The organism is Mesorhizobium loti CJ3sym (assembly GCF_000472785.1).
Classification (GTDB): Bacteria; Pseudomonadota; Alphaproteobacteria; order Rhizobiales; family Rhizobiaceae; genus Mesorhizobium; species Mesorhizobium loti_E.
In genome coordinates, this window is record NZ_AXAL01000048.1 from 1 (window position 1) to 24092 (window position 24092).

The window sequence follows — 24092 nt, forward strand, 5'->3', positions numbered from 1 at the left end:
CGGTCGGCAAATGCGTCAAGCCTGCTCGGCCGCTCTGGAACCTTGAACTTCGGCTCTACCTCGCCCACCCGCAGGTATTTGCGCACCGTATTCCGAGACAGGCCGGTCCTACGGCTAATCTCTCGGATCGATAAATGTTCTCGATAATGCCAGCGTCGGATCACGCTCAATAATGCCATGTCGATCACTCCGTAATCCCCGCTGAAAAAACGCAGGGTAAGGGTCAAACATGGGTCAATTCTCGGTGGAAATATCCTGGGTTGCCGGGTCAGTTCTCAGTGGCAATCAACACGCAGGCATGCCTCAGACCGTCGCTGCCGCGACCAGCCTGGTGTCGGTGAACTGCTCGAAACTGAGCGCCTTGCCGTCCTCCATTTCCCAGACATGGACGACGCGCGCCGACATCGGCTTGCCGGTCTTTTTGTAGGTGCCCGAATAGGTGCCGATACCGACAATGGTGGTGCCGCCATCGACCAGTTTTTCGAGCTTCAGGGCGTAGCCGTCCCACTCCTCGCCAATACGCTTGAAGACGCCTTCGATGATGGCGTCAGGGCCGACATAGGTGCCGGCATAGGGAAACCCTGCCATCTCGGTCCAGGCAGTGCGGCTGGTGACCGTCGCCATCATCGCCGAGAGATCCTTGGCGTCGGAGCCGGCATAGTGCGCCTTGATCGCTTCGTAGTTTTTATTCATGGCGTTCTCCCGCGCGGTCAGACCGGCGCCTCGTCCTTGTGGTAGGCGGTTCTGGATTTCTTCTCGATCCGGGCGCCGGCCGGCTTGTTCTCGATCTTGCCCTGGCTGGTCACGCCGAGGAATTTCCCCGTCGAGTGCATGACGTCCCAATTGTAGAAGAACAGCGAAGCGACCGGGATGATGAACTCGCGGAAGCCGAACACATACTGGTTGTCGGCGAACTTCCAGGTCGTCGCCAGATCGACATCGCCATGGCCGCGCTGGATGCCGACGAGGTTCTGCCAGGCATAGCGCTCGGAGGAGAGATAAATGTGCTCGTAGACGTGGTTGGGGCTGTATGTGTAATGCGCGGTCAGCCCGATCAGATCCCGGGTCGGCGACGGCGCGACGCCGGTTGGCGCCACGGAGGGGTCACCCAGCACGCCGGCCGACCAGGTCTGCGCCACGCGCGGCTCGCCGGGCGCCTCGCCGGCGTCACGCACTCGTTCGCGCACCGACAGCACGCGGCGCGTGCTGGTGTTGACGATGAAGGCCTCGTCCTCCGTTGGCCGGGCCGAGAAGATCATGTTGATGAAGAACACGTTGGACGCGACTTCCAGCGCCTCGTACCAGTCGGCGCCTGCCTCGCTGCCCTCGCTCCACGCCACCGTGTCATCGGATGTGAAGGCAAGGTCGATGGTGCGGCCGGTGTCGAGCGTGACCTTGAAGGTCTGGCCGCGCAGCGATGTCGTCGCCAGCCGGTTGGTGGCGATGCCGGCGGCAAAATCGTCAAAATGCTTCCAGTCCGCCGGTCTGTTCTGGTCGTTCATCGCACTCTCCACATCAATCGACAAAGGCCCCAATCAATCCACAAAAGCGAGCGTGGGCAGGTCGACGACGGTGGCGCCGCCATCGACCGTCAGGATCGAACCGTTCATCATCGCCGCCTCGCTGGAGGCAACGAAGCAGATGACGTTGGACACCTCTTCCGGCGTCGCCGGCCGGCCAAGCGGGACGTCCTTGGTGACGAGGCGATAGGCTTCCTCGATCGAGCCAAGCCCGTGCTTCTCGACGATCACCTCCATCTGCTCGTCGGCCATGTCGGTCGACACCCATCCGGGGCAAATGATGTTGGTGCGCACGCCCTTGCGGCCATAGTCGCGCGCCAGCGATTTGCCGAAGCCGATGCAGGCATGTTTCATGGTGACGTAGCCGGCTGCGTCCGGCCCAGCGAACAGGCCGGCGATCGAGGCGACGACGACGATGTTGCCCTTGCGCTCGATCAGGTCGGGCAGGCATTCGCGGGCGCAGACGAAGGTGGTGTCGAGGTTGCTGCGTGTCGCCAGGCTCCAGGTCTCATCGCTCATCGAAATGGTCGGGCCGACGCCATGGCCGCCGGCATTGGCGACGAGGATGTCGACCGGTCCTATCTTGTCATGCACTTCGGCCAGCGCCGCACGCACGGCTTTCGGATTGGCAGCATCGCCCTGCACCACAAGCCCGCCAATATCCCTGGTCACGGCCTCCAGCGGCTCGCGCCGCCGGCCCATAAGCACCACTTTGGCGCCATCGGCCGCCATGCGCCTGGCCACCGCCGCGCCGATGCCGGTGCCGCCGCCGGTGATGAAAGCCGTCTTTCCAAGAAATCGCATGGTTCCGTCCCGATTGCTGAGCGCGCCGGCTATGCGCCGATCTTCGCTGGGATAGTGCAGCATCAGTCATTCTGCGTCTTGTCCGAGCGGGAACTTTGTTTTGACTGAGCGCGCACTTTGCGCCTTCGGTAGAAGTGCCGCGCGACCCTTGCGAGCCACGCGGCGACCGCCACACCCCCGCCAAAGCAATTCCAGGAAAAGTGTGAAGCGGTTTTCCGCCCGGGATTGCGTCAAGACAAAGAGGTCGGCCTATTTCTTGACGGCTTCCAAATCGATGACGATGTCGACATCCGGGCCGAGGCCGAAACCGGCAGCGGCCTTCGCCATCGGGAAATCAGCCGTGCTGACCTTTCCGGTGGCGGTGAAGGCCGCCTTGGTCAGCGTCGCATCCCACGGCGCCGGCGCCTCGTTGACCAGCGTCACGTCGAGCGTGATCTCCTTGGACACGCCGCTGATGGTGAGATTGCCTGTCACCTTGCCGGTGATGTCGCTGACCTTCTCGACCTTGGTGCTTTCAAACGAGATCGCCGGGAATTCGGCGGCGTTGAAGAAGTCGGGACCTTTCAGATCGCTGTCGCGCTGATCATAGGCGGTGTGCACCGAGCCGACATCGAGCTCGGCCTTAACGCTGCTCTTCGACGGATCGGCCTTGTCCATCACGATGGCGCCCTTCACCGCGTCGAACTGGCCATGCGCGGTGCCATAGATGCCGTGCTTGATGGTGAAGGTGACCCAGGCATGCTGGCCATCGATCTCGTAATTGTCGGCATAAGCGGCCGAGGCGAAGGCGCATACCGAGGCAAAGGCAAGCGCGGCCGTCAGGTTTCTCATCGTCACGTAACTCTCCCCATTGTTGGTTGTCATTTCTGGCTCAGGAAAAGCCGAGAGCGGCTCCGTGCGGCGCAAACAGCATCGCCGTCAGGATGGCCAGTATCGCCGTCATGGCGATCAGCAGACCGGCAACCAGCGGCCGTAACGGCCGGGCGCCGGGAACAAGGCCCCGCAGCAGACCGGGCACCAGCGCGGCCACGGCGAGCGGCAAGGGCGAAAGCATGAGCGCCACCGGGTTCGCCTTCGGCGCCAGCAGCGCCACCTGGATCAGCACGGTGGCGGCGGCAAAGGTGAGGAGCAACTCGGTGCCCTTGTTCCAGGCAATGGCCGTGCCGCCGCGCAACACCGCAATGTACTGGACCAGGCACCAGCCGCCCACGAGCGCGGCCAGCGAGCCCAGCAACTGCCCAGTGACGATCGAGGCGCCGAGCACCGAGATGATGGCGCCGGCCAGGCACAAAGCGAGCACCGCAGCCGGCACCAGGAACGGCTCCTCGACGGGAGGCGATGGCGAAGCTTTCAGGGACAGCAGCATCGCGGCGCCGACGATCGCCAGCAGGCCGGCGACGAGTGCGGCGATCATCTGCAGATCGAACGAGCCGCCGGCAAGGCGACGCCAGCCAAGCCACAGCAGCGCGGCCGCGAGCGCTGCGGCGACAAGCTTGCTCGCCAAGGAAGCGCCGAGCAGGCGGTCAGGCAACAGACCCATGACGATGCCGGCAAAGGCGAGATAGATCAGCTTCTGGCTCGCGGCGACCGGCGGCACCACCGGCGGACCAAGCGTGTCCCAGTAGAAGAACAGCAGCAGAGCGGCCGACACCAGCGAAAGAACAGGCGGCGGCAGGGCAAATCGCGCTAGCAGCGCCATCACCATGCCGAGCAGGAACGGCGGCGCCGCCGTCGTGACCATCGGATTGCCCAGCAATGCGTTCAATTACACCCCTCCGAGCCAGCCCCCTCACACAGCCTCCGCTTCGCTCGGCTGACCTCTCCCCGAGGGGGAGAGGAGACTTGCAGCGCCAGCGCCCTGCTCTTCTCCCCCACGGGGAGAAGGTGGCCGCGGAGCGGCCGGATGAAGGGGCGGCGCGGCGAGACCGGGTTGGCGTTCTTCAATCTTGACCGGCGAAGTACCGACCGTCTTGTCCGAGCGGGAACTTTGTCTTGACTGAAAGCGCACTCGTGCTGCCTTCGGCTTGAAGCCGGCCGATGCGCTCCATAACCCTCGGCACAACTGTTCATCAGCAATAGAGGAGGATGGCGTGAACGAGAGAATTGTGCCGCCGATCAGCGCTGCCGCCGCTGCTTTCCTGGCGCGTTCGCACCGCCCGTTCATCAATGGCCGTTTCGTCGACGGCCCCTTTGTGGGTGGCTTGGCCGGTGAAGGCCTCGCCGTCGACGACTCCGCGTCCGGCGAGATCGTCGCGCATGTGCCCGAGAGCGGCCCCGAGCTTGTCGACCAGGCGGTGCGCGCGGCGCGTGCCGCGCTCGAAGGCCCATGGGCGTCGATGCGCCCGGTCGACCGCCAGAACCTGATGCTGAAACTCGCCGACGCTGTTGAGGCCGACGCCGACCTGCTGGCCGAAATCGAAAGCATCGAGAATGGCAAGTCGCTGGGCGTCGCGCGCATGCTGAGCGCCGGCGGCACCGTCGACTGGCTGCGCTACTATGCAGGCTGGGTGACCAAGATCGAGGGCTCGACCTTCCAGGTCTCCATACCCGTGCCGCCGGGCGCGAAACACCAGGCGATGACGGTGATGGAACCGGTCGGTGTCGTCGGCGCCATCGTGCCGTGGAATTTTCCGCTTTTGATCGGCATGTGGAAGATCGCCCCGGCGCTTGCCTGCGGCTGCACGGTGGTGCTGAAGCCGCCGCAGGAAACGCCGCTCGGTCTGCTCAGGCTCGCCGAGCTGATCGAAGCGGTCGGTTTCCCGCCCGGCGTCGTCAACATCGTCACCGGCAGCGGCTCCGTCACCGGCGAAGCGCTGATCCGCCATCCCGGCATCGACAAACTGACCTTCACCGGTTCGACGGAAGTCGGCAAGCGCGTCGGCCATGCGGCGGTCGACCGTGTTGCCCGCTTCACGCTGGAGCTCGGCTCGAAATCGCCGATGATCTTGCTTGCCGACATGGAGGAAGGCATCGAGCCGCTGATCGCCGGCCTCGGCATGTTCTTCAACCAGGGCCAGGTCTGCACCTCGGCCTCGCGGCTCCTCATCGAAAAGTCGATCTATGACCGCACGCTTTCGCGCCTTGCCGAGATCGCGGACGGCATGACGCTGGGCGCCGGCCGCGACGCGGGGGCGCAGATCAACCCGCTGGTCTCGGCCAAGCACCGCAGAAGCGTCGAAGGTTTTGTCGAGCGTGGCCTGGCAGCGGGTGGCGAGCGCGTCAGCGGCGCGCGGCCGGTGCCGGCCAGGGGCCATTACGTGGCGCCGACCATCCTGCACAATGTGCGGCCTGACATGGAGATCGTGCGCGAGGAGGTGTTCGGGCCGGTGGTGGCGGCGATGCCGGTCGCCGATCTCGACGACGCGATCCGCATCGCCAACGACACGCGCTACGGTCTCTCGGCCTCGATCTGGACCCGCGACATGGGCAAGGCGATGACCGCTATCCACGGCCTCAAGGCCGGCACGGTGTGGGTCAATTCGCACAACACGCTCGACCCCGCGGCACCTTTCGGCGGTTTCAAGCAGTCGGGCATCGGCCGCGAGCATGGCCGTGCGGCGATCGACGGCTATCTCGAGACCAAGACCGTCATCATGCGGTATGCCTGACACGATGAGCGCCGCGTACGACTACATCATCGCCGGCGCCGGCTCGGCCGGCTGCACGCTGGCCAACCGGCTGATCAATGCGGGCAAGCGCGTGCTGGTGGTCGAGGCCGGTCCGGCCGACAACACGCGCCTCATCGACATGCCCGCCACCTTCGCCAAGGTGATCGGCACGGCGCGCAGCTGGATCTATGAATCCGAGCCGGAACCCAGCGTCGGCGGCCGCCGGCTGCCGGTGCCGCAGGGCCGCACGCTGGGCGGCGGCTCCTCCATCAACGCCATGCTCTACATCAGGGGCCAGCCGCAGGACTATGATGGCTGGCGCGACCTCGGCTGCCCCGGCTGGGGCTGGGACGAGGTGCTGCCCGTGTTCCGGCGGCTGGAGTGCAATGAGCGCCTCGCCGGCGAGCGCCACGGCACCGAGGGACCATTGCCGGTCTCCGACCCGCGCCACCGCCACCCGCTGTCATTGGCCTATGTGCAAGCCGCGCAACAGGCCGGCTACCGCTACAATGACGACTTCAACGGCGCCGAGCAGGAAGGCGTCGGCTTCTACCAGACGACCACGGCGAATGGAGAAAGACAGTCGGCGGCAAAGGTGTTCCTGAGGCCGCTGGCCGGCAACGCCAACCTCACCGTCATCACCGATGCGCTGGTCACCGGCGTCACCCTCGAAAACGGCGCGGCAAGCGGCCTTGCCTACACCACGTCGGACGGCCAGAACCACACGGCAACGGCAAAGGCCGAAGTGATCCTCACCGCCGGTGCGCTGGCGACGCCAAAGCTGATGATGCTGTCGGGCTTGGGACCGGCCGAACACCTGGCCGGGCTTGGCATTCCCGTCATCCGTGACATGCCGTCGGTCGGCCGCGACCTGCAGGACCATGTCGCCGCGCCCGTCTATGCGCTGACGCGCCAGCCGATCTCGCTTCTCGGACAGGATCGTGGCCTGAAGGCACTGCGCCATGGCCTGCAATACCTGATGTTCCGCACCGGCCTGCTCACCTCCAACGTCGTCGAGAGCGGCGGCTTCTTCGACACCGATGGCGACGGAAGGCCCGATATCCAGTTCCACGTCCTGCCGGTGATGATCGCAAGCGCCGAGCACGGTTCGATCGAGCGCCACGGCATGGAGCTCAACCCTTGTGTGCTCAGGCCAAAGTCACGCGGCACGGTCAGGCTGCGCTCGCGCGACACGGCCGACCCGATCCGCTTCACCACCGGCTTCCTGTCCGACCCGGACGATCTTGCCTTGCTGCTCGCCGGCATGAAGATCGCCCGCAATATCCTGCGCCAGCCGGCGCTGCGGGCCGTGGTCGCCGAGGAGCTGTCGCCGGGCGAGGACGCCGACCTCTCCGACCAGGCGATTACAGACCACATCCTCGAACATGCCAAGACCGTTTATCACCCCTGCGGCACCTGCCGCATGGGCAGCGATGACGACGCCGTGGTTGATGCTGAGCTGCGCGTGCGCGGCGTGCCGCGCCTGCGTATCTGCGACGCCTCGATCATGCCGAGGCTCATCAGCGGCAACACCAACGCCCCGGTGATCATGATCGCCGACCGCTGCGCCGATTTCATCCTCGGCGGGTAATTCGACTGGTCACTCCTTGGCATTCGCCGCTTCCGCCAGCACGTTAAGCAACCCGCTGTCCGTGGGGCCGGTCCTGATGCTACTCCTGCTCGCGCAGCGCTTCATCGTAGATGCGCCGCGCGAAAAGCAGGGACCATGAGCACAGTCATCGTAATCGGCCATGTCAATTACGACCAGGTCTGGTCGCTGTCCTCGCCCCTCGTCCCGGGCGCGCGCATCGTCTATTCCAACCGCAGCGTCAGGCTCGGTGGCGGCGGCTTCCACACCAGCACCCAATTGGCGAAGCTCGGCAACGATGTGCGGCTGGTCAGCAATCTGATGGACGACGACCATGGACGGGCAGCACTTGCGACCTTGCGAGGCGCCGGCATCGATACCCGCTATGTCACCATGCGAGCCGGCGAAACCCAATTCACCGAGATCCTCCTCGAGCCGGGTGGTGAACGCACCATTCTGAACAGCGGCGGCCAGATGCGCCCGCCCTACGCCGCGCCCGAACCAGTCACCGGCCATGCCGCCTATCTCAACGCCCTGGTGCTCGATGAGGGCATCGTCGCCTCGCTGAAGACGATCCCACTGGTGATCTCGCAGTTTCCGCTGCGGAGCGCCTCACCGCGCCCGGCCGACATCGTCATCGGATCGCGCGCCGATTTTCCCGGCGAGGACACGCGAGCGATCTGGGAGCGAGCATCCCTGATTGCCGGGCCGCGCCTGAAGACGCTGGTGCTGACTGATGGAACACGCCCGATCTCGCTCTATGACGGCAAGGCACTGGACCACGTCACGCCGCTGAAGCAGGTTTCCGTGCCCGACACGATCGGCGCCGGCGACTGCTTTACCGGGATCTTCCTGCACGGCCTGCTCAAAGGGCACAGCCTCGAGGCTTCCGCCGAACAGGCCAGCCAGCAAACCGCCGAATGGCTGTCGGAACGATCCCGTACCGGCTGAGCCAAGCGCTCCGGGAAGGCCGGCTTTCATGGAAATGTCATAAAAATCAAATGGAAACCGGCATTCGAGTGAACTAGAAAACATCGCAATGTCCTGGACGGATCATGATCGAGGCGCGGCAACCCGGCGCATCATCGCCATGATCCAGTCTTCCACACCCCGACGATGTCGCCGCGATCGAAGAGAACCCTGATGTGGCTGAGTGAATTCGAAATTGTCCTGCGCGACCGCGTCATCCCGAGCGGCGCGATCAGGATCGAGAATGGCCGGATCGCCGAGATCCGCGACAAGCCTGTCGAGCATGCCGACATCGAGGGTGGCGGCCGCCTGCTGCTGCCCGGCTTCATCGACATGCATGGCGACATGGTGGAGAAGGAAGTCGAGCCGCGCATCGGCGTCCACGTGCCGATGCCGATCGGCATTGCCGAGCTCGACAAGAAGCTCGCCTCCTGCGGCGTCACCACGGCCTATGCCGCGCTCTCCTTCATCGGCACGAGCGTCACCAGCGGCGTGCTGCGATCTGAAGATCATACGACCGCGATCATCGACACCATTGCCGGGATGAAGGACGATCTGCTGGTCGACCACCGCATCCATGCCCGCTTCGAGGTGACCTTTACCCCGGCCATTCCCATGCTGCAGAAGCTGATGGACGCTGGCAGGCTGCATCTGATCTCGCTGATGGACCACACCCCCGGGCAGGGGCAGTATCGTGACGTCGAACTCTACATCGCCCGCATTGCCAAGGAGCGCGGCATGTCCGTTGCCGCGGCCTCCGAGGTCGTCGGCAAGCGCATGGCCGGCCGCCAGGGCCAGGGCGATGTGCTGAACGCCCTGCAGGACTTGTCGGCGCGTGCGCAGGCCGCCGGCATCGTACTCGCCTCGCATGACGACGACACGCTGGAAAAGGTGGAACTGGTGCATGGCCTGGGTGCCGCGCTCTCGGAATTCCCGGTTGCCCTGGAAGCGGCGCAGGAAGCGCGCAGGCTCGGCATGTACACAGCGATGGGCGCGCCCAACGCGCTTCGCGGAGAATCCTATTCCGGCAATCTTTCCGCCCGGCAGGCCTATCAGGCCGGGCTGCTCGACATGCTGGCCAGCGACTATCACCCGGCCTCGATCCTGCCGGCCGTGCTTGGCCTGGCCAAGCTGCGTGGCGATGGTCTGGCGGCGGCGGCAGCACTCACAAGCGCCAATCCGGCCAGGGCCCTCGGGCTTACCGACCGCGGCGCCATCGAACCCGGCCTTCTGGCCGATCTTGTCGTGGCCGACCGCCAGCCGGTGCCACGTGTCCGCGCCACCTTCCGCGCCGGCCACATGATCTACGGCGACGGCACGCTGGCGTCGGCCCGGAAGGCGGGACGCCTTGACCATGCCATGGCTGAGCGGGTACCCGCCGCGCTCTGATGAATGTCGCCCAAAAGTGACCTCGGCTTTGGGAGAACGGCATGCATAAACAGACCTCTAAACGTCGAGCGCGACCATCATGCCGCGCACTTCGGCCATTTCCAGCAGCATGTCCTGCAGGGTTTCGACGGCCAGCGTCGCACCGGTTATGGCCAGCAGCTCGGTAATACTCTCTCTCATGGAGATGACCGCCATTCCGGTTTTCTCGGAAAGCAGCCGGCCGATGGCCGCTCGGATCAGAGCATTCTGGTCAGGCATGATTCCCCTTTCATGCTGGATGACGGTATGGTTTTTCTCCAACGGTATGCTTTTTGCGCAACTTCTGCGAGCCATAGCTTACGCTTACAAGCCGTTTTGGTTTGTCGGATCTGTATTATTTGTCTGACAGTTGCTCAGCGATGACAGCGAAGGCAGCACCCACGGCTTGCCGTCCGCTTCCATGGCTGCAAACCGAGCCAGCGGCACTTCGTGCCGGTGGAGCCCGATGAGGGGCCCGCCTCCCGCCATTGCCGGCAATTCCGTGTCGAAAATGGAATACATGCCCGGCGGCTCGTTCAGGATCTCGAAGCGGTCCAATGCAAACCTCGTATACCCCCTGGAAAACCAGCAACGCAAACCGCCCCCCGAAGGTTGCAACGGGTGGTGCTTTTTTTATGGCCCTGGAACGGATGTGCCACTGCGCTGGCCGACATCCCAGCGATGTCGTGCGGCGGAGCGGTGAAAATCACTTCGCATCATTTTAAATCTTAACGCATGTAAATTTTTTCTGAAACATGCGCAAACGCCGGTAAGGCATCAGCCGGCGCTCTGGGAGGAGCAATGCCTGACATGAACGAGCGCCCGCACCGGGCCACGAGCCGCATATCCAGCGGCTGGCAGCGACGTGTCGGCGGTTCGTGACACCAAGCGTTGGGGTCGCCTGCGTGCTGTCGGCCATTTCGTTCGCCGAACACCGAAACTGATGCAACGGCACATCGAACAATAAGGAGGAGGAAAACCATGAGCGTATCTAATGGCTTAAAGCTCGGCACAGGCCTGCTTGGCGCGGGCCGGCTGGCAACCATTGTCTCGGCCCGCTTGTCTCACCGTGCGCGAGATCGACGAATTGCTGGCGCTGATGCCGTCTTACCGAAAGACCCTTTTCGTCGGCTATATGCGCCGCTACGCACCAGCCTATCTGGCAGCGAGAGACGAATTGCCTGACCACGCCGACATTACCCATGTCCGCATCTTCGACCTGATCTCGGAAGGCCGGCATTTCCTCAAGAAGAGCCAGAATGTCCTTTATCCCCGGGATATCGACCCTGCCCTTCTGGCGCACGGCGCCAGGGAGCAGGACGCGCTGATCCGCGAAGTTGTCGGTGCCGATGCCCCAGCCGACCTGGTGCGTGCCTATCGCGGACTGACAGCACTCTCCTCGCACCACATCTCGGCGATGCGCGGGCTCATTGGCGAGCCCAATGGCGTGGTGTCAGCGCACCGCACCAATGGCGGCGCCAACACCAGCATCACCTTCGACTACGGAAATTTCGCTTGTCTCTATGACGCTGTGGTCGACGATCTCGGCCTGTTCGACGCCATGATCGAGGTGCGCTCCAATACCAGGCGCGTGCGCATCATCTACGACACGCCCTATATCCGCAGCCTGCCGACCCGGCTTGAGGTCACCGACGCCGGCCCGCTCGGTCCGATGACGAAAAGCTTTGGCCCGCTCTATGGCGACGCCTTCTCCAATGAGCTGGAGATTTTCCACCGCCGTATCGCGGAAGGCACCAGGCCGCTGACCGACCTCGCCGACTCGCGCAGCGACCTGGCGCTGATGGCGCAGATCATCGAGAGGATGAAGCAGACGGGCGCCCACGCCTGAACCGCGCCTGGAGGATCGACGCAGGGACAACACGTTGCGACAAGACTGCTGATTGGCCCTTGCCGAAGCCCTCGGCCTCGCTCATCCATGGCAGGCGAACAACAGCCTGGGACCAGTGATGACCGATGCCAGCCTTCATCTCGTCGAAGCGACGATCGACCAACTGCGCCGCGCGCTTGAGGACGGCGTAGTCACCAGCGTCGAGCTGGTCGCGGCGTATCTCAGGCGCCTCGCGCATTTCGACCGCCATGGCATCAGCCTCAACGCGGTTCCCGTACTCAATCCGGCAATGTTCGAGGAGGCCGCCGCTTCCGACCAGCGTCGGCGCAATGGCGCCCTGCTCGGGCCGCTCGACGGCATCCCCTACACCGCCAAGGACAGCTACAAGGTCAAAGGCCTGACGGTCGCCGCCGGCTCGCCCGCCTTCGAGCATCTCGTCGCCAATGAGGACGCCTTCACCATCGCCCGGCTGCGGGCTGGCGGCGCGGTGCTGATCGGCCTCACCAACATGCCGCCGATGGCCAATGGCGGCATGCAGCGCGGCGTCTATGGCCGCGCCGAAAGCCCCTACAATGCCGACTTCTTGACCGCCGCCTTCGCGTCGGGCTCGTCCAACGGCTCCGGCACCGCGACATCGGCCAGCTTCTGCGCCTTCGGGCTCGGCGAGGAAACCTGGTCGTCCGGCCGCGCGCCGGCCACCAACAACGCGCTGGTCGCCTACACACCGTCGCGCGGCGTCATTTCCGTGCGCGGCAACTGGCCGCTGGTGCCGACCATGGATGTCGTGGTGCCGCACACGCGCAGCGTGCCCGACATGCTCGAACTGCTCGACGTGATCGTCGCCGACGATCGGGAGACGCGGGGCGATTTCTGGCGCGCCCAGCCCTGGGTCGCCCTGCCGAAAAGCTCCGAGATACGGCCGCCACGCTATACCGAGCTGGCGCTTGCCGGATCGCTGAAAGGCAAACGGCTCGGCGTGCCCAGAATGTATATCGGCCGCGACACCAAAGCCGACCGGCCGATCGAAACCCGCGCCTCGGTGCTGGCGCTGTGGGAGCAGGCGGCGGCCGATCTCCGACGGCTTGGCGCCGAAGTGGTGGAGGTCGATTTTCCCATCGTCTCCAACTATGAGCGCGATCGCCCCGGCGCGCGCACCATGGTCGAGCGCGGTCTGGTGCCGAAAGAGTTCGCCGAGCGCGAACTCTGGGATCTCTGCATCTGGGGCTGGGACGACTTTTTGCGCGCCAATTCCGATCCTGCTTTGCCCGATCTCGCCTCGGTCGATGGCCCGAAAATCTTCCCGCAGCCGCCGGGCACCCTGCCCGACCGCTATGAAGGCGGCTTCGACCTCAGGGAATATGTCGAGCGCGCCAAATCAGGCGTCACGCCCTTCAGGGATATCCCGACGCTGGAAGAGGGTCTGAAAGGTCTGGAAGCGACAAGGCGGATCGATTTCGAGGACTGGCTCGACGCGCAAGGCATCGACGCCGTGGTGCTACCCGCCGCCGCCGATGTCGGCCCGGCCGACGCCGACATCAACGAGGCGTCGCCAGACCTCGCCTGGCGCAACGGCACCTGGGTCGCCAACGGCAATCTGGTCTGGCGCCATTTTGGTATCCCGACCGTCACAGTGCCGATGGGCACGATGGCCGACATCGGCATGCCGGTCGGCCTCACCTTCGCCGGCAAAGCCTATGACGATGAAAGCCTGCTGCGCATGGCAGGCGATTACGAAAGCGCCACGCAGCGCCGCACGAGCCCGCCACGCACGCCTGAACTGGCCGACGATGTGTTTTCGGGTCGGCACGTGCAAGCCGACGATGGCAACGCGGTTCCGCTGACAATCACGCTCGCCGCCGAGGCGCGGGCTTCGGGCGATCAGGATGAGATCGCGATAACGCTCGACCTGCCCGGCGGCGCAGAGGCGGAGATCGCCGGCATCAAGGTGCATGTCAACGGAGAGGCCGTGGCGATGCAACGGAGCGGCGCGGGCTTCAGCGGGAGCGTCCTCATCCCGGTCGCAGAGCATCAGCGCTTTCACAGCGTCTGGCGCGGCCCCTATGGTTCGATCGTCTCAGCGGTGGTGCGGATGGCGGATGGGCGCACCGGCGGCGCCTATGTGGTTACGGGTGGGATTGGGTAAGGGAGCTGCCTCCCCTTTCTTCGTCATCCTAGGGCGGAGCAAGGAGCGAAGCGACGCGGCGCAGACCCTAGGATGACGAAGGCGTGGGGATCTGGCGCCAATTGACAGCGGCACCCCCTCCGTCGTCATCCGCTGGCCGAGCGTCCCGCCACAAAGGCAAGATCTCGCCGAATGACGTCCAATTTGTCTTGCGACAAACCGGCAAGCAGCTTTTTATCGAGATATCCTGCGCGAATGAGCTGCGCAAAGACGTAGAGAAGCTGGGAATAGCGATAGTCGAACGTCTGATCGATTTCCCGTCGCTGTTCACGCAAATAGTCTTCCAGCTCCCACATCTCGGAGGGCTGCGTCACCGCACTGGCCTTGCTTTTGAAGTCGGCCATCGTCTTTGCCAGGGCCGCCTCAAGAGCGGTATCGTAGGCATGGCGCGCGAGCTTCTTTTCGGATGCGGACCAATCGAAAGCATTCATTGGATATCTCCGTAGATGTCCCAGCGAATTCGGGCCAGATTTTCACGAAAACGCGCCTGACGCTACCCCCGCGCCGCCCACACCAACCCGCGCTCCACAATCAGCGCCATTTCCGGCACCGCGAACTCATCCGCGGTGTGCCCAAGCGAACTGTAGAACACCTTCCCCGCGCCATACCTGCGCTTCCATACCACCGGCATGACGACGCCGCCAATGCCTGGGAAATGCGCGTCGGTGAAAGTCGTGGTCGCCAGCACTTCGTTGCTCGGGTCGACATGCATGTAATACTGCTCCGACCGGTAGGCGAAGTCGCTGATACCCCTGGTGATCGGATCATCCGGTTGTGTGATCACCACACGATAATCGATGATGTTGCCGGGATGCGCGACCCATTGGCCGCCGGTCATGAACTGGTAGTCGGGCTCATTGCGAAAACTGTCGCCCATCGTGCCGTGAAAGCCGCCAAGCCCGCTTCCCTCGCGAACCGCACGCGTCAGGTTCTGCAGCTCGGCCTTTTCGATCGTCGACATGGTGATGACCGGCACGATGAGATCGAAGGACGGCAATTCCGGATCGGCGAACAGCGCCGTGCCTTCGCCGAGCGTGACGGCAAAGCCGTTGCGCTGAAGCAGCGCGCGGATGGTATGGGCGCTGCGCTCGGGCGTATGGCCTTCCCAGCCGCCCCAGGCAATCAGGGCCGTCTTCGCCATGCCGTCAACCTCCGTGAACCACCTGCCATGGCGGATGGTTACACGGAGCGGCGGTCAGCGCCAGCCCAGTCCCGGCGCGACGTGCTTCAGGATCGCCTCGATGACATGGGCATTGTAGTCGACGCCGAGCTGGTTGGGCACGGTGAGCAGCAGCGTGTCGGCCTCGGCGATCGCCTCGTCCTGCGCCAGCTCCTTGATCAGCACGTCCGGCTCGGCGGCATAGCTGCGGCCGAAGATCGCCCTGGTGTTTTCCTCGATGAAGCCTATCTGGTCGCGGCTTTCGTTGCCGCGTTCGAAATAGGCACGGTCGCGATCATCGACCAGCGCGAAGATGCTGCGGCTGACGGAGACGCGCGGTTCGTGCTTATGGCCAGCGGCCTTCCACGCTTCGCGATAGATGCGGATCTGCTCGGCCTGCTGGATGTGGAAAGGCTTGCCGGTCTCGTCGAATTTGAGCGTCGAACTCTGCAAATTCATGCCGAGCTTGGCAGCCCATTCCGAGGTGGCGTTGGTGGCGGCACCCCACCAGATGCGTTCACGCAAACCCTCCGAATGCGGCTCGAGCCTGAGCAAGCCGGGCGGGTTGGGGAACATCGGCCTTGGATTGGGCTGGGCAAAACCCTCGCCGCGCAGCGTGTCGAGAAAAACCTCGGCGTGATGCCGCGCCATGTCGGCGTCGGTCTGGCCTTCCTGCGGCTGGTAGCCGAAATAGCGCCAGCCATCGATCACCTGCTCGGGCGAGCCACGGCTGATGCCGAGCTGCAGGCGCCCGCCGGCGATGATGTCGGCCGCCCCCGCATCCTCGGCCATGTAGAGCGGATTCTCATAGCGCATGTCGATGACCGCCGTGCCGATCTCGATGCGGCTGGTCTTGGCACCCACGGCCGCCAGCAGCGGGAATGGCGAGGCAAGCTGGCGGGCAAAGTGGTGTACGCGGAAGTAAGCGCCGTCAGCGCCCAGTTGCTCGGCGGCGACCGCGAGATCGATGGACTGCAGCAGCGCGTCCGAAGCGGAGCGCACCTGCGATTGCGACGAGGGCGTCCAATGCCCGAATGACAGGAAACCGATTTTTTTCATGGCCCTGAAGTATAGGCGAGCGGCACGTGCTTCAATGCCAAAACAGCGAGGTTACACACTGTCGCCCCGTGCACGCCAAAAGTGCGCCATGCCAAAGGGTTGAACGCCGTGGAGGGTGGAATGCTGAAGGGGACCCGCATCATCGAGATCGAGGCGCTTGGGCCCGCACCCTTCGCCGGCATGCTGCTTGCCGATCTCGGCGCCGATGTCATCGTCGTCCACCGCAAGCAGGCGCCCGTCCCGGGTCTGCCCGAACGCTCGCTGCTCGATCGTGGCAAGCGCTCCATCGCGCTCGATCTAAGGGATGCCGGGGACGTCGCCGTGCTGATGCGCCTGATCGCCACCGCCGATGGCTTGATCGAGGGGTTTCGGCCTGGTGTCATGGAGCGCCTCGGCCTTGGCCCGGATGCCTGCCGCGCGGTCAACCCAAGGCTGGTCTATGGGCGCATGACCGGCTGGGGTCAGGATGGACCGCTGGCCCACACGGCCGGGCATGATTTGAACTATATCGGCGTGTCCGGCGCGCTCTGGTACGCCTCCTTGCCAGGCGAGCCGCCCATGGCGCCGCCGACGCTCACCGGCGACATTGGCGGCGGCGCGCTCTATCTGGTGATCGGCATGCTCGCCGGCATCATCAACGCGCGAGCGAGCGGTCAAGGCACCGTGGTCGATGCGGCGATCGTCGACGGTTCGGCCCACATGATGAACCTGTTGATGGCGCTTGGCCAACTCGACGGGCTTGCCGCCGAACGCGGCCAAAGCCTTCTCGACGGGCCGCATTGGTGCCGCGTCTACCGCACATCGGATGGCGGCTTCATCAGCGTCCAGTGCATCGAGCCGAAATTCTACGCACTGTTCCTCGACCGGCTTGGCCACGCCGCCGATCCGCAATTCGCCAACCAATTCGATCGCGATCTCTGGCCGGAGCTCGGCGAGCGGCTGGCGGCGATCTTTGGCGGCAAATCCCGTGACGAATGGACCAGTCTGTTCGAGGGCTCGGACGCTTGTGTCTCGCCGGTGCTCAACCCGTGGGAGGCGGCGCTGCATCCGCACATGGCCGCGCGCGGCTCCTGGCTGACGGTGGACGGCACGTTGCAGGCAGCTGCCGCGCCGCGCTTTTCCGAGCGCACCGCTTGGACGCCGGCGAAAAGTCCGGCGCGCGGCGAGCACGATGCCGAGATCCGTGCCGAGCTTGACGAAACCGTGACAATGTCGTGAAGCGTCGCCTGCGGCACTCGACGAAGGTGATTGGCAGTTAGGACGAGATCCATGGCGGTTCGGCCGATCATCAAGTTTCCCAATCGTCTCCTGCGCACCGTCGCGGAGCCGGTGACGCTGTTCGACGCCGAATTGCAGCGACTGGCGGATGATCTCATCGACACCATGCACGCGGCACCTGGGATCGGCATCACCGGCCCGCATGTCGGCATCTTGCTACGCCTGGTCGTGATCCAGCTGCCATCCGCCGCAAAGCCGGGGATTTACGCCAATCCATCTGTCATCCATGCCTCTACCGACATGATCCGTCATGCGGAAGGCAGCGTTTCGATGCCAGGCGTCACGGACGACGTCGAGCGGCATGCAAGCGTCCGCGTCCGCTTTCAGGATCTGGATGGTATCGAGCAATATGAGGACGCCGAGGGGCTGCTGGCGGTTTGCCACCAGCATGAGATCGACCAACTCGACGGGCTTTTCTGGACGCACAGGCTGTCGCGCCTGAAGCGCGAGCGCCTGACCAAACGCTGCGAAAAGCTGATGCGCTAGCCCAAGCCAGGCGCAGGCATGCCGAGCCGCGAACGAGGCGATTCGCCGCTACTTCCCGCAATAGTGACCGTTGATCGCGTTCGATGCGTTGGCGTCCGGTCCCACCCGATCGTACGCACAGGCGCCGGCCGCTGTGGTGAACAGCTGCTGGTCGTAATAGCGCGGGCCGCCAAACAGGAAGCCGATAACATCGTCATCGGCGGGAACATAGCGTTCACGCTCGGCCTGAGTGTAGTGCTCCTGATAATGGTGATGCCTGTGGTGGTGGTGATGCTTGGCCCCGGCGAATGCCGAACTGGACACGCCGCAACCAATGGCGAGAGCCAGGGCGCAGATCGCAAAGCGTTTCGTCATCATCGGCAACACCTCATGGCCATTCCACCTGCTTATACGAATATATAGGCAAAATCGCCAGTTGGGCAAAAGTTCCCCAGTCGCGATTCCCCGGGTTGTGGCTTGTCTCACCCGTGATTTGCCGGCTGCCCGAGGCTGCGGTCGGATCGAACTGCACGGCACATCAGAAAATCGAAATTGCCCCTGCCGCCTTGAGCCGCAATCATGTTTGCGGAGGCAGCCAGCTTAGTCGGTCTGGATCCAGACTGACTTGGTTTCGAGATACTCATGCAGATGTTCGATGCCACCCTCGCGGCCGTAGCCGGACATCTTCATGCCGCCGAACGGCACGGCCGGGTCGATGGCATGGTACATGTTGACCCAGACCGAGCCGGCTTTGATGCGGCGCGCCAGCTTGTGCGCGGTGCCGAGATGGGTGGTGAAGATACCGGCCGCCAGACCATAGGGCGTAGCATTGGCGCGCGCCACCGCTTCATCTAGCGTATCGAACGGCATCGCTGAAATGACCGGCCCAAAAATCTCTTCCCGCGCAATGGTCATCTTGTCGGACACCGAACCGAAGACCGTCGGCGCGATGAAATTGCCGCCATCATAGAGCGCGCCGGTCAACCGTGAGCCGCCGGCGACCAGTTCCGCGCCTTCATCGCTGCCGGCCTTGATATAGCCCTCCACCTTGCCGGCCTGCCGGGCATTGATCAGCGGTCCGATTTCCGTCTCCACCTCGATGCCGTGGCCGATGCGCAATTTACCGGCAAACTCGGCGACCCGGCGCACGAACTCGTCGTGGATTTCGCGCGCCACGAACAGCCGCGAGCCGGCGATGCAGATCTGGCCCGAATGCACGAAGACCGCCATCGCCGCGACCGGCACGGCCTTGTCGATGTCGGCGTCGCGGCAGACGATGATTGGCGACTTGCCGCCGAGCTCCAGCGACACGCGCTTAAGGTTGGTCACGCTTGCGCGCGCGATAGCCTGGCCGGTCAGTGTCGAACCAGTGAAGACGATCTTGTTGACGTCGGGATGTTCGGCGAGCCGCGCACCGGCTTCCGCGCCGGTGCCGGTGACGATGTTGACGACGCCGTCGGGAACGCCGGCTTCCTGCATAAGCCTGGCGATCAGCAGCGGCGTCAGCGACGCATCCTCGGAGGGCTTCAGCACGATGGTGCAGCCGGTGGCGAGCGCCGGCGCGATCTTCCAGATCGAGGCGGCGGTCGGCGCGTTCCAGGGGATGATGGCGCCGACGACACCCACCGGCTCGCGCCTTGTGAAGGAGACGATCTCGCCGGGAATGGAATTGTCGATCGCCTCGCCATGCAGCCCCGTCGCCATGCCGCCATAGAAGCGCAGCATGCCTATGACCCGGCGCCGGTTGGCCAGCGTCCGGGTGATCGGCAGCCCCATGTCGAGCGTGTCGGAAACGCTGAGCTCTTCCCAATGCGTTTCGAACAGATCGGCGATGCGCAACAGCACGCACTGCCGCTCATAGGGCGAGAATTTCGACCACGGACCGTCGAAGGCCGCGCGCGCGGCCGCCACCGCCGCATCGATATCCGCGGCACCCCCTCGCGGCACCGTCGCCAGCACTTCGCCCGTCGCTGGGTTGAGCGCCTGCATCACCTCACCGGACTGCGCCGGAACCCACTTGCCGCCGATGAACATCGGCCGGAATTCGCCATGGTAGAGCGTCGTGGCCTTCGCCCTCGGGTCGAAATTCAACGTCATCGCTTCCTCCTCACGAATTCCGCCGCGACTATTACTCCCGCCGCCGGCGACCTCAAACAAGGAAAGCTCACTGGCGACGCCTGAACAGCCCCGGCGCTTTGGGCCATTGCGTTCTGCTATATCAGCGAATATGCTTGTTGTACGATCGTTCAACAAGCACATTTGCGAAGCCCTGATGACCTGCAATCCTCGCTATGAAATCCTGTTCGAGCCGATGCGGATCGGGCCCGTCACCGCGCCAAACCGCTTCTATCAGGTCCCGCATGCAAGCGGCATGACCAACGCCCTGCCGCGCGTTCGCGCCGCCTTTCGCGAAGCCAAGGCCGAGGGCGGCTGGGGCGTGATCTGCACCGGCGCTTGTTCGATCGATCCGAGCTCGGACGACGCGCCGCTGCCTTTCGCCACGTTATGGGACGATAATGATATCCGCGCCCATGCGCTGATGACCGAAGCCGTGCACCGCCATGGTTCGCTGGCCGGCGTGGAACTGTGGCACGGCGGCGCCTCCGTCATGAACCGGGCGAGCCGCCTGCCGCCGCTGTCGCCGTCGGGAATTCCCTGGATGGCCACCCATGTCGGCTTCATGGGCAATCTGCGGCCGAAGACCATGGACAAGGCCGACATAAAAGAGGTGCTGCGGTGCCAGGCCGAAGCGGCGCGCAAGGCGCGCACGGCCGGCTTCGATGTGGTCTACGTCTATGCCGGCATGGGCTATCTCGGCTACGAATTCCTGCTGCCGGAATACAATCACCGCGTCGACGAATACGGCGGACCAATCGAGAACCGGGTGCGCTTCGTGCGCGAGATGATCGAGGTGACCAAGGATGCTGTCGGCAAGGATTGCGGCGTCGCGCTGCGGGTCAGCCTCGAGGAACTTCGCGGCCGGCCCGGCCGACATCAACCGTCCGAGGCACACGAACTGATCGAGCTGCTGGCCGACCTGCCCGACCTCTTCGACGTCAAGATGGATTCCAGCCCGACCGACTGCTCGGCGTCGCGCTTCACCGGCGAAGGCAGCCACGAGCCGGTGATCGATTTCGTCAAATCGCTGACCAAAAAGCCGGTCGTCGGCGTCGGTCGCTTCACGTCGCCCGACACCATGGTCTCGCAGATCAAGCGCGGCGTGCTCGACTTCATCGGCGGTGCACGGCCCTCGATCGCCGACCCCTTCCTGCCGGCCAAGATCCGCGAAGGCCGCGAGGCCGAGATCCGCGAATGCATCGGCTGCAACATCTGCATTTCAAGCTGGCATGACGGCGTGCCGGTGCGCTGCACGCAGAACCCGACCGCAGGCGAGGAATGGCGACGCGGCTGGCACCCCGAACGCACCGACCGTACCGACAGACCGGAGCGCATCCTGATCGTCGGCGGCGGGCCGGCCGGGCTGGAATGCGCCCTGACCCTCGGCCGTCGCGGCCATGAGGTGATGCTCGCCGACAAAAGCCGCAGCTTCGGTGGACGGCTGACCTTCGAGAAGACCTTGCCCGGCCTGTCGGCGTGGAACCGTGTCGTCGACTACCGCCTCGGGCGTCTGGGCGAGATGAGCAATGTCTCGCTCTATCCCGAGAGTGTTCTGGGCGCCGACGAGATCATCGATCTGGCGCCCGACCGCGTTGTGCTGGCGACCGGCGCGCGCTGGACCAACATGCTCTATTCCTCGATGGAGATTCCGGTCGACCGGCTCGACCACGCGGAAGTGTTCACGCCCGACGACATCGCCGCCGGCCGGCTCCCGCAGGGGCCGACGCTGGTCTTCGATTTCGATAATTACTACATGGGCGGCGTGCTGACGGAGCATCTGGCGGCACAGGGTATTCCGGTCAGCTACGTCACCCCCGCCGGCCAGGCGTCGGCCTGGACGATCATGACCAATGAGCTGCCGCTGGTGCATCGCGCGCTGGCGCGGCGCAAGGTGCCGGTAACGACGCTGCATCTCCTGAAATCCTTCGACGGCGAGACGGCGACGATGGCGCATCTGTTCACCGGCGAGGAGAGCCGCGTTGCCTGCCGCTCGGTGCTGATCGTCGGTCTGCGCCTGCCACGCAACGAGCTGTTCGAGGCGGTGACGGAACGAATGGGCGGCCTCACCGCCGCCGGCATCAAAAGTGTCGATCGTATCGGCGACGCACTGGCGCCCGGCGCCATTGCTCATGCAGTGCATAGCGGCCACAAGCTGGCTCAAGAGATCGGCGCGAAGGTCCGCTGGCGACCATACCGGCGCGACACGCCGATCGTCGATGCGGTTGAGAATTTCGATATGCGGACGGCAGCCGAATAGGAGAATTTATGGAGCGCATCACGGCACGTCGCAGACCCGGCCGCCCGCAGCGCGAGATCGGCGGTATCGAGCAGCGGCCGTGGAAGCAGCTGACGCGGCCCTATGCGCCGATCGAGATCCTGTCGGCCGATCAGGTGCAGACGATCCACGAAATGGGGCTCACCATCCTCGAAGAGATCGGCATGCGGGTGCTGCAGCCGCGGGCGCGCCAGTTCTATCGCGCCGCCGGCTGCGATGTCGACGAAGGCGAAATGCGGGTTCGCTTCGACCGGTCCATGGTCATGGAGCGCGTTGCCACGGCGCCGTCATCGTTCGAATTACGCGCCCGCAATCCGGCAAAGAACGTCAAGGTCGGCGGGCGGAATTGCATCCTGTCCTCGGTCGGCGGTCCGGCCTATGTCATGGACAATGATAAAGGACGCCGCCCTGGCACCTATGCCGAGATGTGCGATTATCTGAAGCTCGTCCAGTCGTTCAACGTGCTGCATCAGGAAGGCGGCGGGCCGTTCGAGCCGCTCGACCTGCACCAGAACACGCGCCATCTCGATCTCTACTATGCCGAGATCACCTTGCTCGACAAGAATTGGCAGCCGCAGACGCTCGGCCGTGGTCGCGCCATCGACGCGCTGGAAATGGTGGCGATTTCGCTTGGCACGACGCGCGAAAATCTTGCGCGGGAGATGCCTGTCTTCACCGGCATCATCAACACCAATTCGCCGCTGCAGCTCGACGAGCCGATGGCCGAAGGCCTGATCACCCTGGCCGAGCATGGTCAGGTCAATGTCATCACGCCGTTCACGCTGGCCGGCGCGATGAGCCCGGTGACACTGGCCGGCGCGCTGTCGCAGCAGCACGCCGAGGCGCTGGCCGGCATTGTGCTGACGCAGATCGTTCGCCCCGGCGTGCCGGTGATGTATGGCGGCTTCACCTCCAATGTCGACATGAAGACCGGCGCGCCCGCCTTCGGCACGCCTGAATATACGCAGGCCGCACAGATCACCGGCCAGCTCTGCCGGCTGATCGGCGTGCCGTTCCGCTCCAGCAATGTCACCGCCGCCAATTCAGTCGACGCGCAGGCCGCCTATGAGAGTGCGATGTCGCTGTGGGGCTGCCTGATGGGCGGCGCCAATTTGGTGCTGCATGCCGCCGGCTGGCTCGGCGGTGGGCTGACCGCATCGTTCGAAAAACTGGTCATCGATGCCGAGATGCTGCAGATGATGTCGGCCTATTTCGACCCGCCGGTGGTCGACATCGACACGCTGGCGCTGGAAGCGGTGCGCGAGGTCGGCCCGGCCGGGCATTTCTTCGGCGCCGCGCACACGATGCAGCGCTACGAGCGCGCCTTCTATTCGCCGATGGTGTCCAACTGGGACAACTACGACACCTGGATGGAGCGCGGCCAGATCACCGCGCGCGAGCGGGCCAATGTCGTCTGGAAGCGGATGGTCGCCGAGTACGAGCAGCCACCGATCGACCCGGGCATCGACGAGGCCTTGCGCGACTATATGGAGCGGCGCAAACGCGAAGGTGGTTCGCCGCTGAACTAAGAGGCGAGCTGATTTTCGAGGTCAGCGCGAGGCCCCCCTCTCTGCCCTGCCGGGCATCTCCCCCTCAAGGGGGTGTTTGGACCGGAGACATCGCGAACAGGTGTGCGAAGACATCGCGAACAGTTTCCCATGCTATCGGCTGATTGCGTTGAGGTCGATGGTTTGGATTTTCTGGTGGCGGAAGTAGACGTCGAAGACACCGTCCTGTCCGGTCGGTCTGAAAGCGACAGTCCTGCCGGCGAAGGCGTTGCAGATTTTGAATGCGCGTCCGAACAACGAGGT

The 24092-nt window shown here is 64.4% G+C and carries 23 protein-coding genes; 10 read left to right on the forward strand and 13 right to left on the reverse strand.

The window, feature by feature from the left end; translation table 11 throughout:
- The 6 genes from A3A9_RS40620 to A3A9_RS0135225 form a co-directional block, all read right to left on the reverse strand.
- The coding region (locus tag A3A9_RS40620; RefSeq protein ID WP_033839119.1) for a sigma factor-like helix-turn-helix DNA-binding protein at positions 1-179 on the reverse strand (179 nt) is incomplete at its 3' end.
- Between the two features lie 124 nt (positions 180-303).
- Positions 304-693, reverse strand: coding sequence for a nuclear transport factor 2 family protein (locus A3A9_RS0135205; RefSeq protein WP_027062667.1), 390 nt, complete (start codon positions 691-693; stop codon positions 304-306).
- Between the two features lie 17 nt (positions 694-710).
- Positions 711-1502 carry a MoaF C-terminal domain-containing protein gene (locus A3A9_RS0135210; RefSeq protein WP_027062668.1) on the reverse strand — a complete coding sequence of 264 codons (792 nt, stop codon included), beginning with the start codon at positions 1500-1502 and terminating at the stop codon, positions 711-713.
- 33 nt (positions 1503-1535) lie between these two features.
- Positions 1536-2324 carry an SDR family NAD(P)-dependent oxidoreductase gene (locus A3A9_RS0135215; RefSeq protein ID WP_027062669.1) on the reverse strand — a complete coding sequence of 263 codons (789 nt, stop codon included), beginning with the start codon at positions 2322-2324 and terminating at the stop codon, positions 1536-1538.
- Between the two features lie 249 nt (positions 2325-2573).
- Entirely contained in the window at positions 2574-3155 is a 582-nt protein-coding gene (locus A3A9_RS0135220) for a YceI family protein (protein ID WP_033839120.1), read from the reverse strand.
- 40 nt (positions 3156-3195) lie between these two features.
- Positions 3196-4089: a hypothetical protein gene (locus A3A9_RS0135225; RefSeq protein ID WP_152536279.1), complete on the reverse strand. Its 894-nt coding sequence runs from the start codon at positions 4087-4089 to the stop codon at positions 3196-3198.
- 325 nt (positions 4090-4414) lie between these two features.
- On the opposite strand from A3A9_RS0135225, the gene A3A9_RS0135230 reads away from it, so the two are divergent.
- The 4 genes from A3A9_RS0135230 (at position 4415) to A3A9_RS0135250 (ending at position 9878) form a co-directional block, all read left to right on the forward strand.
- On the forward strand, positions 4415-5932 hold the full coding sequence (locus A3A9_RS0135230) for an aldehyde dehydrogenase family protein (RefSeq protein ID WP_027062672.1): 1518 nt from the start codon (positions 4415-4417) through the stop codon (positions 5930-5932).
- Positions 5933-5936: 4 nt separating this feature from the next.
- Positions 5937-7523 carry a GMC family oxidoreductase gene (locus A3A9_RS40625; RefSeq protein WP_033839121.1) on the forward strand — a complete coding sequence of 529 codons (1587 nt, stop codon included), beginning with the start codon at positions 5937-5939 and terminating at the stop codon, positions 7521-7523.
- A 135-nt stretch (positions 7524-7658) separates the two neighbouring features.
- Complete coding sequence (locus tag A3A9_RS0135245; RefSeq protein WP_027062673.1) at positions 7659-8471, forward strand: PfkB family carbohydrate kinase; 813 nt, start codon at positions 7659-7661, stop codon at positions 8469-8471.
- Positions 8472-8636: 165 nt separating this feature from the next.
- On the forward strand, positions 8637-9878 hold the full coding sequence (locus tag A3A9_RS0135250) for an alpha-D-ribose 1-methylphosphonate 5-triphosphate diphosphatase (protein WP_275451230.1): 1242 nt from the start codon (positions 8637-8639) through the stop codon (positions 9876-9878).
- Between the two features lie 57 nt (positions 9879-9935).
- Here the strand turns inward: A3A9_RS0135250 and A3A9_RS0135255 are convergent, their stop codons facing one another.
- Together A3A9_RS0135255 and A3A9_RS0135260 are read right to left on the reverse strand one after the other, a co-directional pair.
- Entirely contained in the window at positions 9936-10136 is a 201-nt protein-coding gene (locus A3A9_RS0135255; protein WP_027062675.1) for a hypothetical protein, read from the reverse strand.
- A gap of 84 nt (positions 10137-10220) precedes the next feature.
- Positions 10221-10454, reverse strand: a complete 234-nt coding sequence (locus A3A9_RS0135260; RefSeq protein WP_027062676.1) for a hypothetical protein — start codon at positions 10452-10454, stop codon at positions 10221-10223.
- 487 nt (positions 10455-10941) lie between these two features.
- Here A3A9_RS0135260 and A3A9_RS40630 point away from each other — a divergent pair, with 487 nt between their 5' ends.
- Positions 10942-11745 (forward strand): gfo/Idh/MocA family oxidoreductase, encoded by an 804-nt coding sequence (locus A3A9_RS40630; protein WP_245279211.1) that lies wholly within the window; start codon positions 10942-10944, stop codon positions 11743-11745.
- Positions 11746-11863: 118 nt separating this feature from the next.
- On the forward strand, positions 11864-13888 hold the full coding sequence (locus tag A3A9_RS0135270) for an amidase (protein WP_027062677.1): 2025 nt from the start codon (positions 11864-11866) through the stop codon (positions 13886-13888).
- A 125-nt stretch (positions 13889-14013) separates the two neighbouring features.
- Here the strand turns inward: A3A9_RS0135270 and A3A9_RS0135275 are convergent, their stop codons facing one another.
- From A3A9_RS0135275 to A3A9_RS0135285, 3 genes are all read right to left on the reverse strand, one after another.
- A complete protein-coding gene (locus tag A3A9_RS0135275; protein ID WP_027062678.1) occupies positions 14014-14358 on the reverse strand; it encodes a hypothetical protein in 345 nt (114 codons plus the stop codon).
- A 62-nt stretch (positions 14359-14420) separates the two neighbouring features.
- Positions 14421-15068 (reverse strand): ThuA domain-containing protein, encoded by a 648-nt coding sequence (locus tag A3A9_RS0135280; RefSeq protein ID WP_027062679.1) that lies wholly within the window; start codon positions 15066-15068, stop codon positions 14421-14423.
- A 54-nt stretch (positions 15069-15122) separates the two neighbouring features.
- Positions 15123-16145, reverse strand: a complete 1023-nt coding sequence (locus A3A9_RS0135285) for an LLM class flavin-dependent oxidoreductase (protein WP_027062680.1) — start codon at positions 16143-16145, stop codon at positions 15123-15125.
- A gap of 120 nt (positions 16146-16265) precedes the next feature.
- Between A3A9_RS0135285 and A3A9_RS0135290 the strand changes: the two genes are divergently transcribed.
- Positions 16266-17363, forward strand: coding sequence for a CaiB/BaiF CoA transferase family protein (locus tag A3A9_RS0135290; RefSeq protein WP_033839117.1), 1098 nt, complete (start codon positions 16266-16268; stop codon positions 17361-17363).
- Between the two features lie 51 nt (positions 17364-17414).
- Complete coding sequence (locus A3A9_RS0135295; protein WP_027062682.1) at positions 17415-17909, forward strand: peptide deformylase; 495 nt, start codon at positions 17415-17417, stop codon at positions 17907-17909.
- Positions 17910-17957: 48 nt separating this feature from the next.
- Here the strand turns inward: A3A9_RS0135295 and A3A9_RS0135300 are convergent, their stop codons facing one another.
- Both A3A9_RS0135300 and A3A9_RS0135305 read right to left on the reverse strand, forming a co-directional pair.
- On the reverse strand, positions 17958-18266 hold the full coding sequence (locus A3A9_RS0135300; protein WP_027062683.1) for a hypothetical protein: 309 nt from the start codon (positions 18264-18266) through the stop codon (positions 17958-17960).
- A gap of 222 nt (positions 18267-18488) precedes the next feature.
- Positions 18489-19985, reverse strand: coding sequence for an aldehyde dehydrogenase family protein (locus tag A3A9_RS0135305; RefSeq protein ID WP_027062684.1), 1497 nt, complete (start codon positions 19983-19985; stop codon positions 18489-18491).
- A 175-nt stretch (positions 19986-20160) separates the two neighbouring features.
- Between A3A9_RS0135305 and A3A9_RS0135310 the strand changes: the two genes are divergently transcribed.
- Positions 20161-22263: an FAD-dependent oxidoreductase gene (locus tag A3A9_RS0135310; protein ID WP_027062685.1), complete on the forward strand. Its 2103-nt coding sequence runs from the start codon at positions 20161-20163 to the stop codon at positions 22261-22263.
- A gap of 8 nt (positions 22264-22271) precedes the next feature.
- Positions 22272-23810 carry a trimethylamine methyltransferase family protein gene (locus A3A9_RS0135315; protein WP_027062686.1) on the forward strand — a complete coding sequence of 513 codons (1539 nt, stop codon included), beginning with the start codon at positions 22272-22274 and terminating at the stop codon, positions 23808-23810.
- Positions 23811-24092 lie beyond the last annotated feature (282 nt).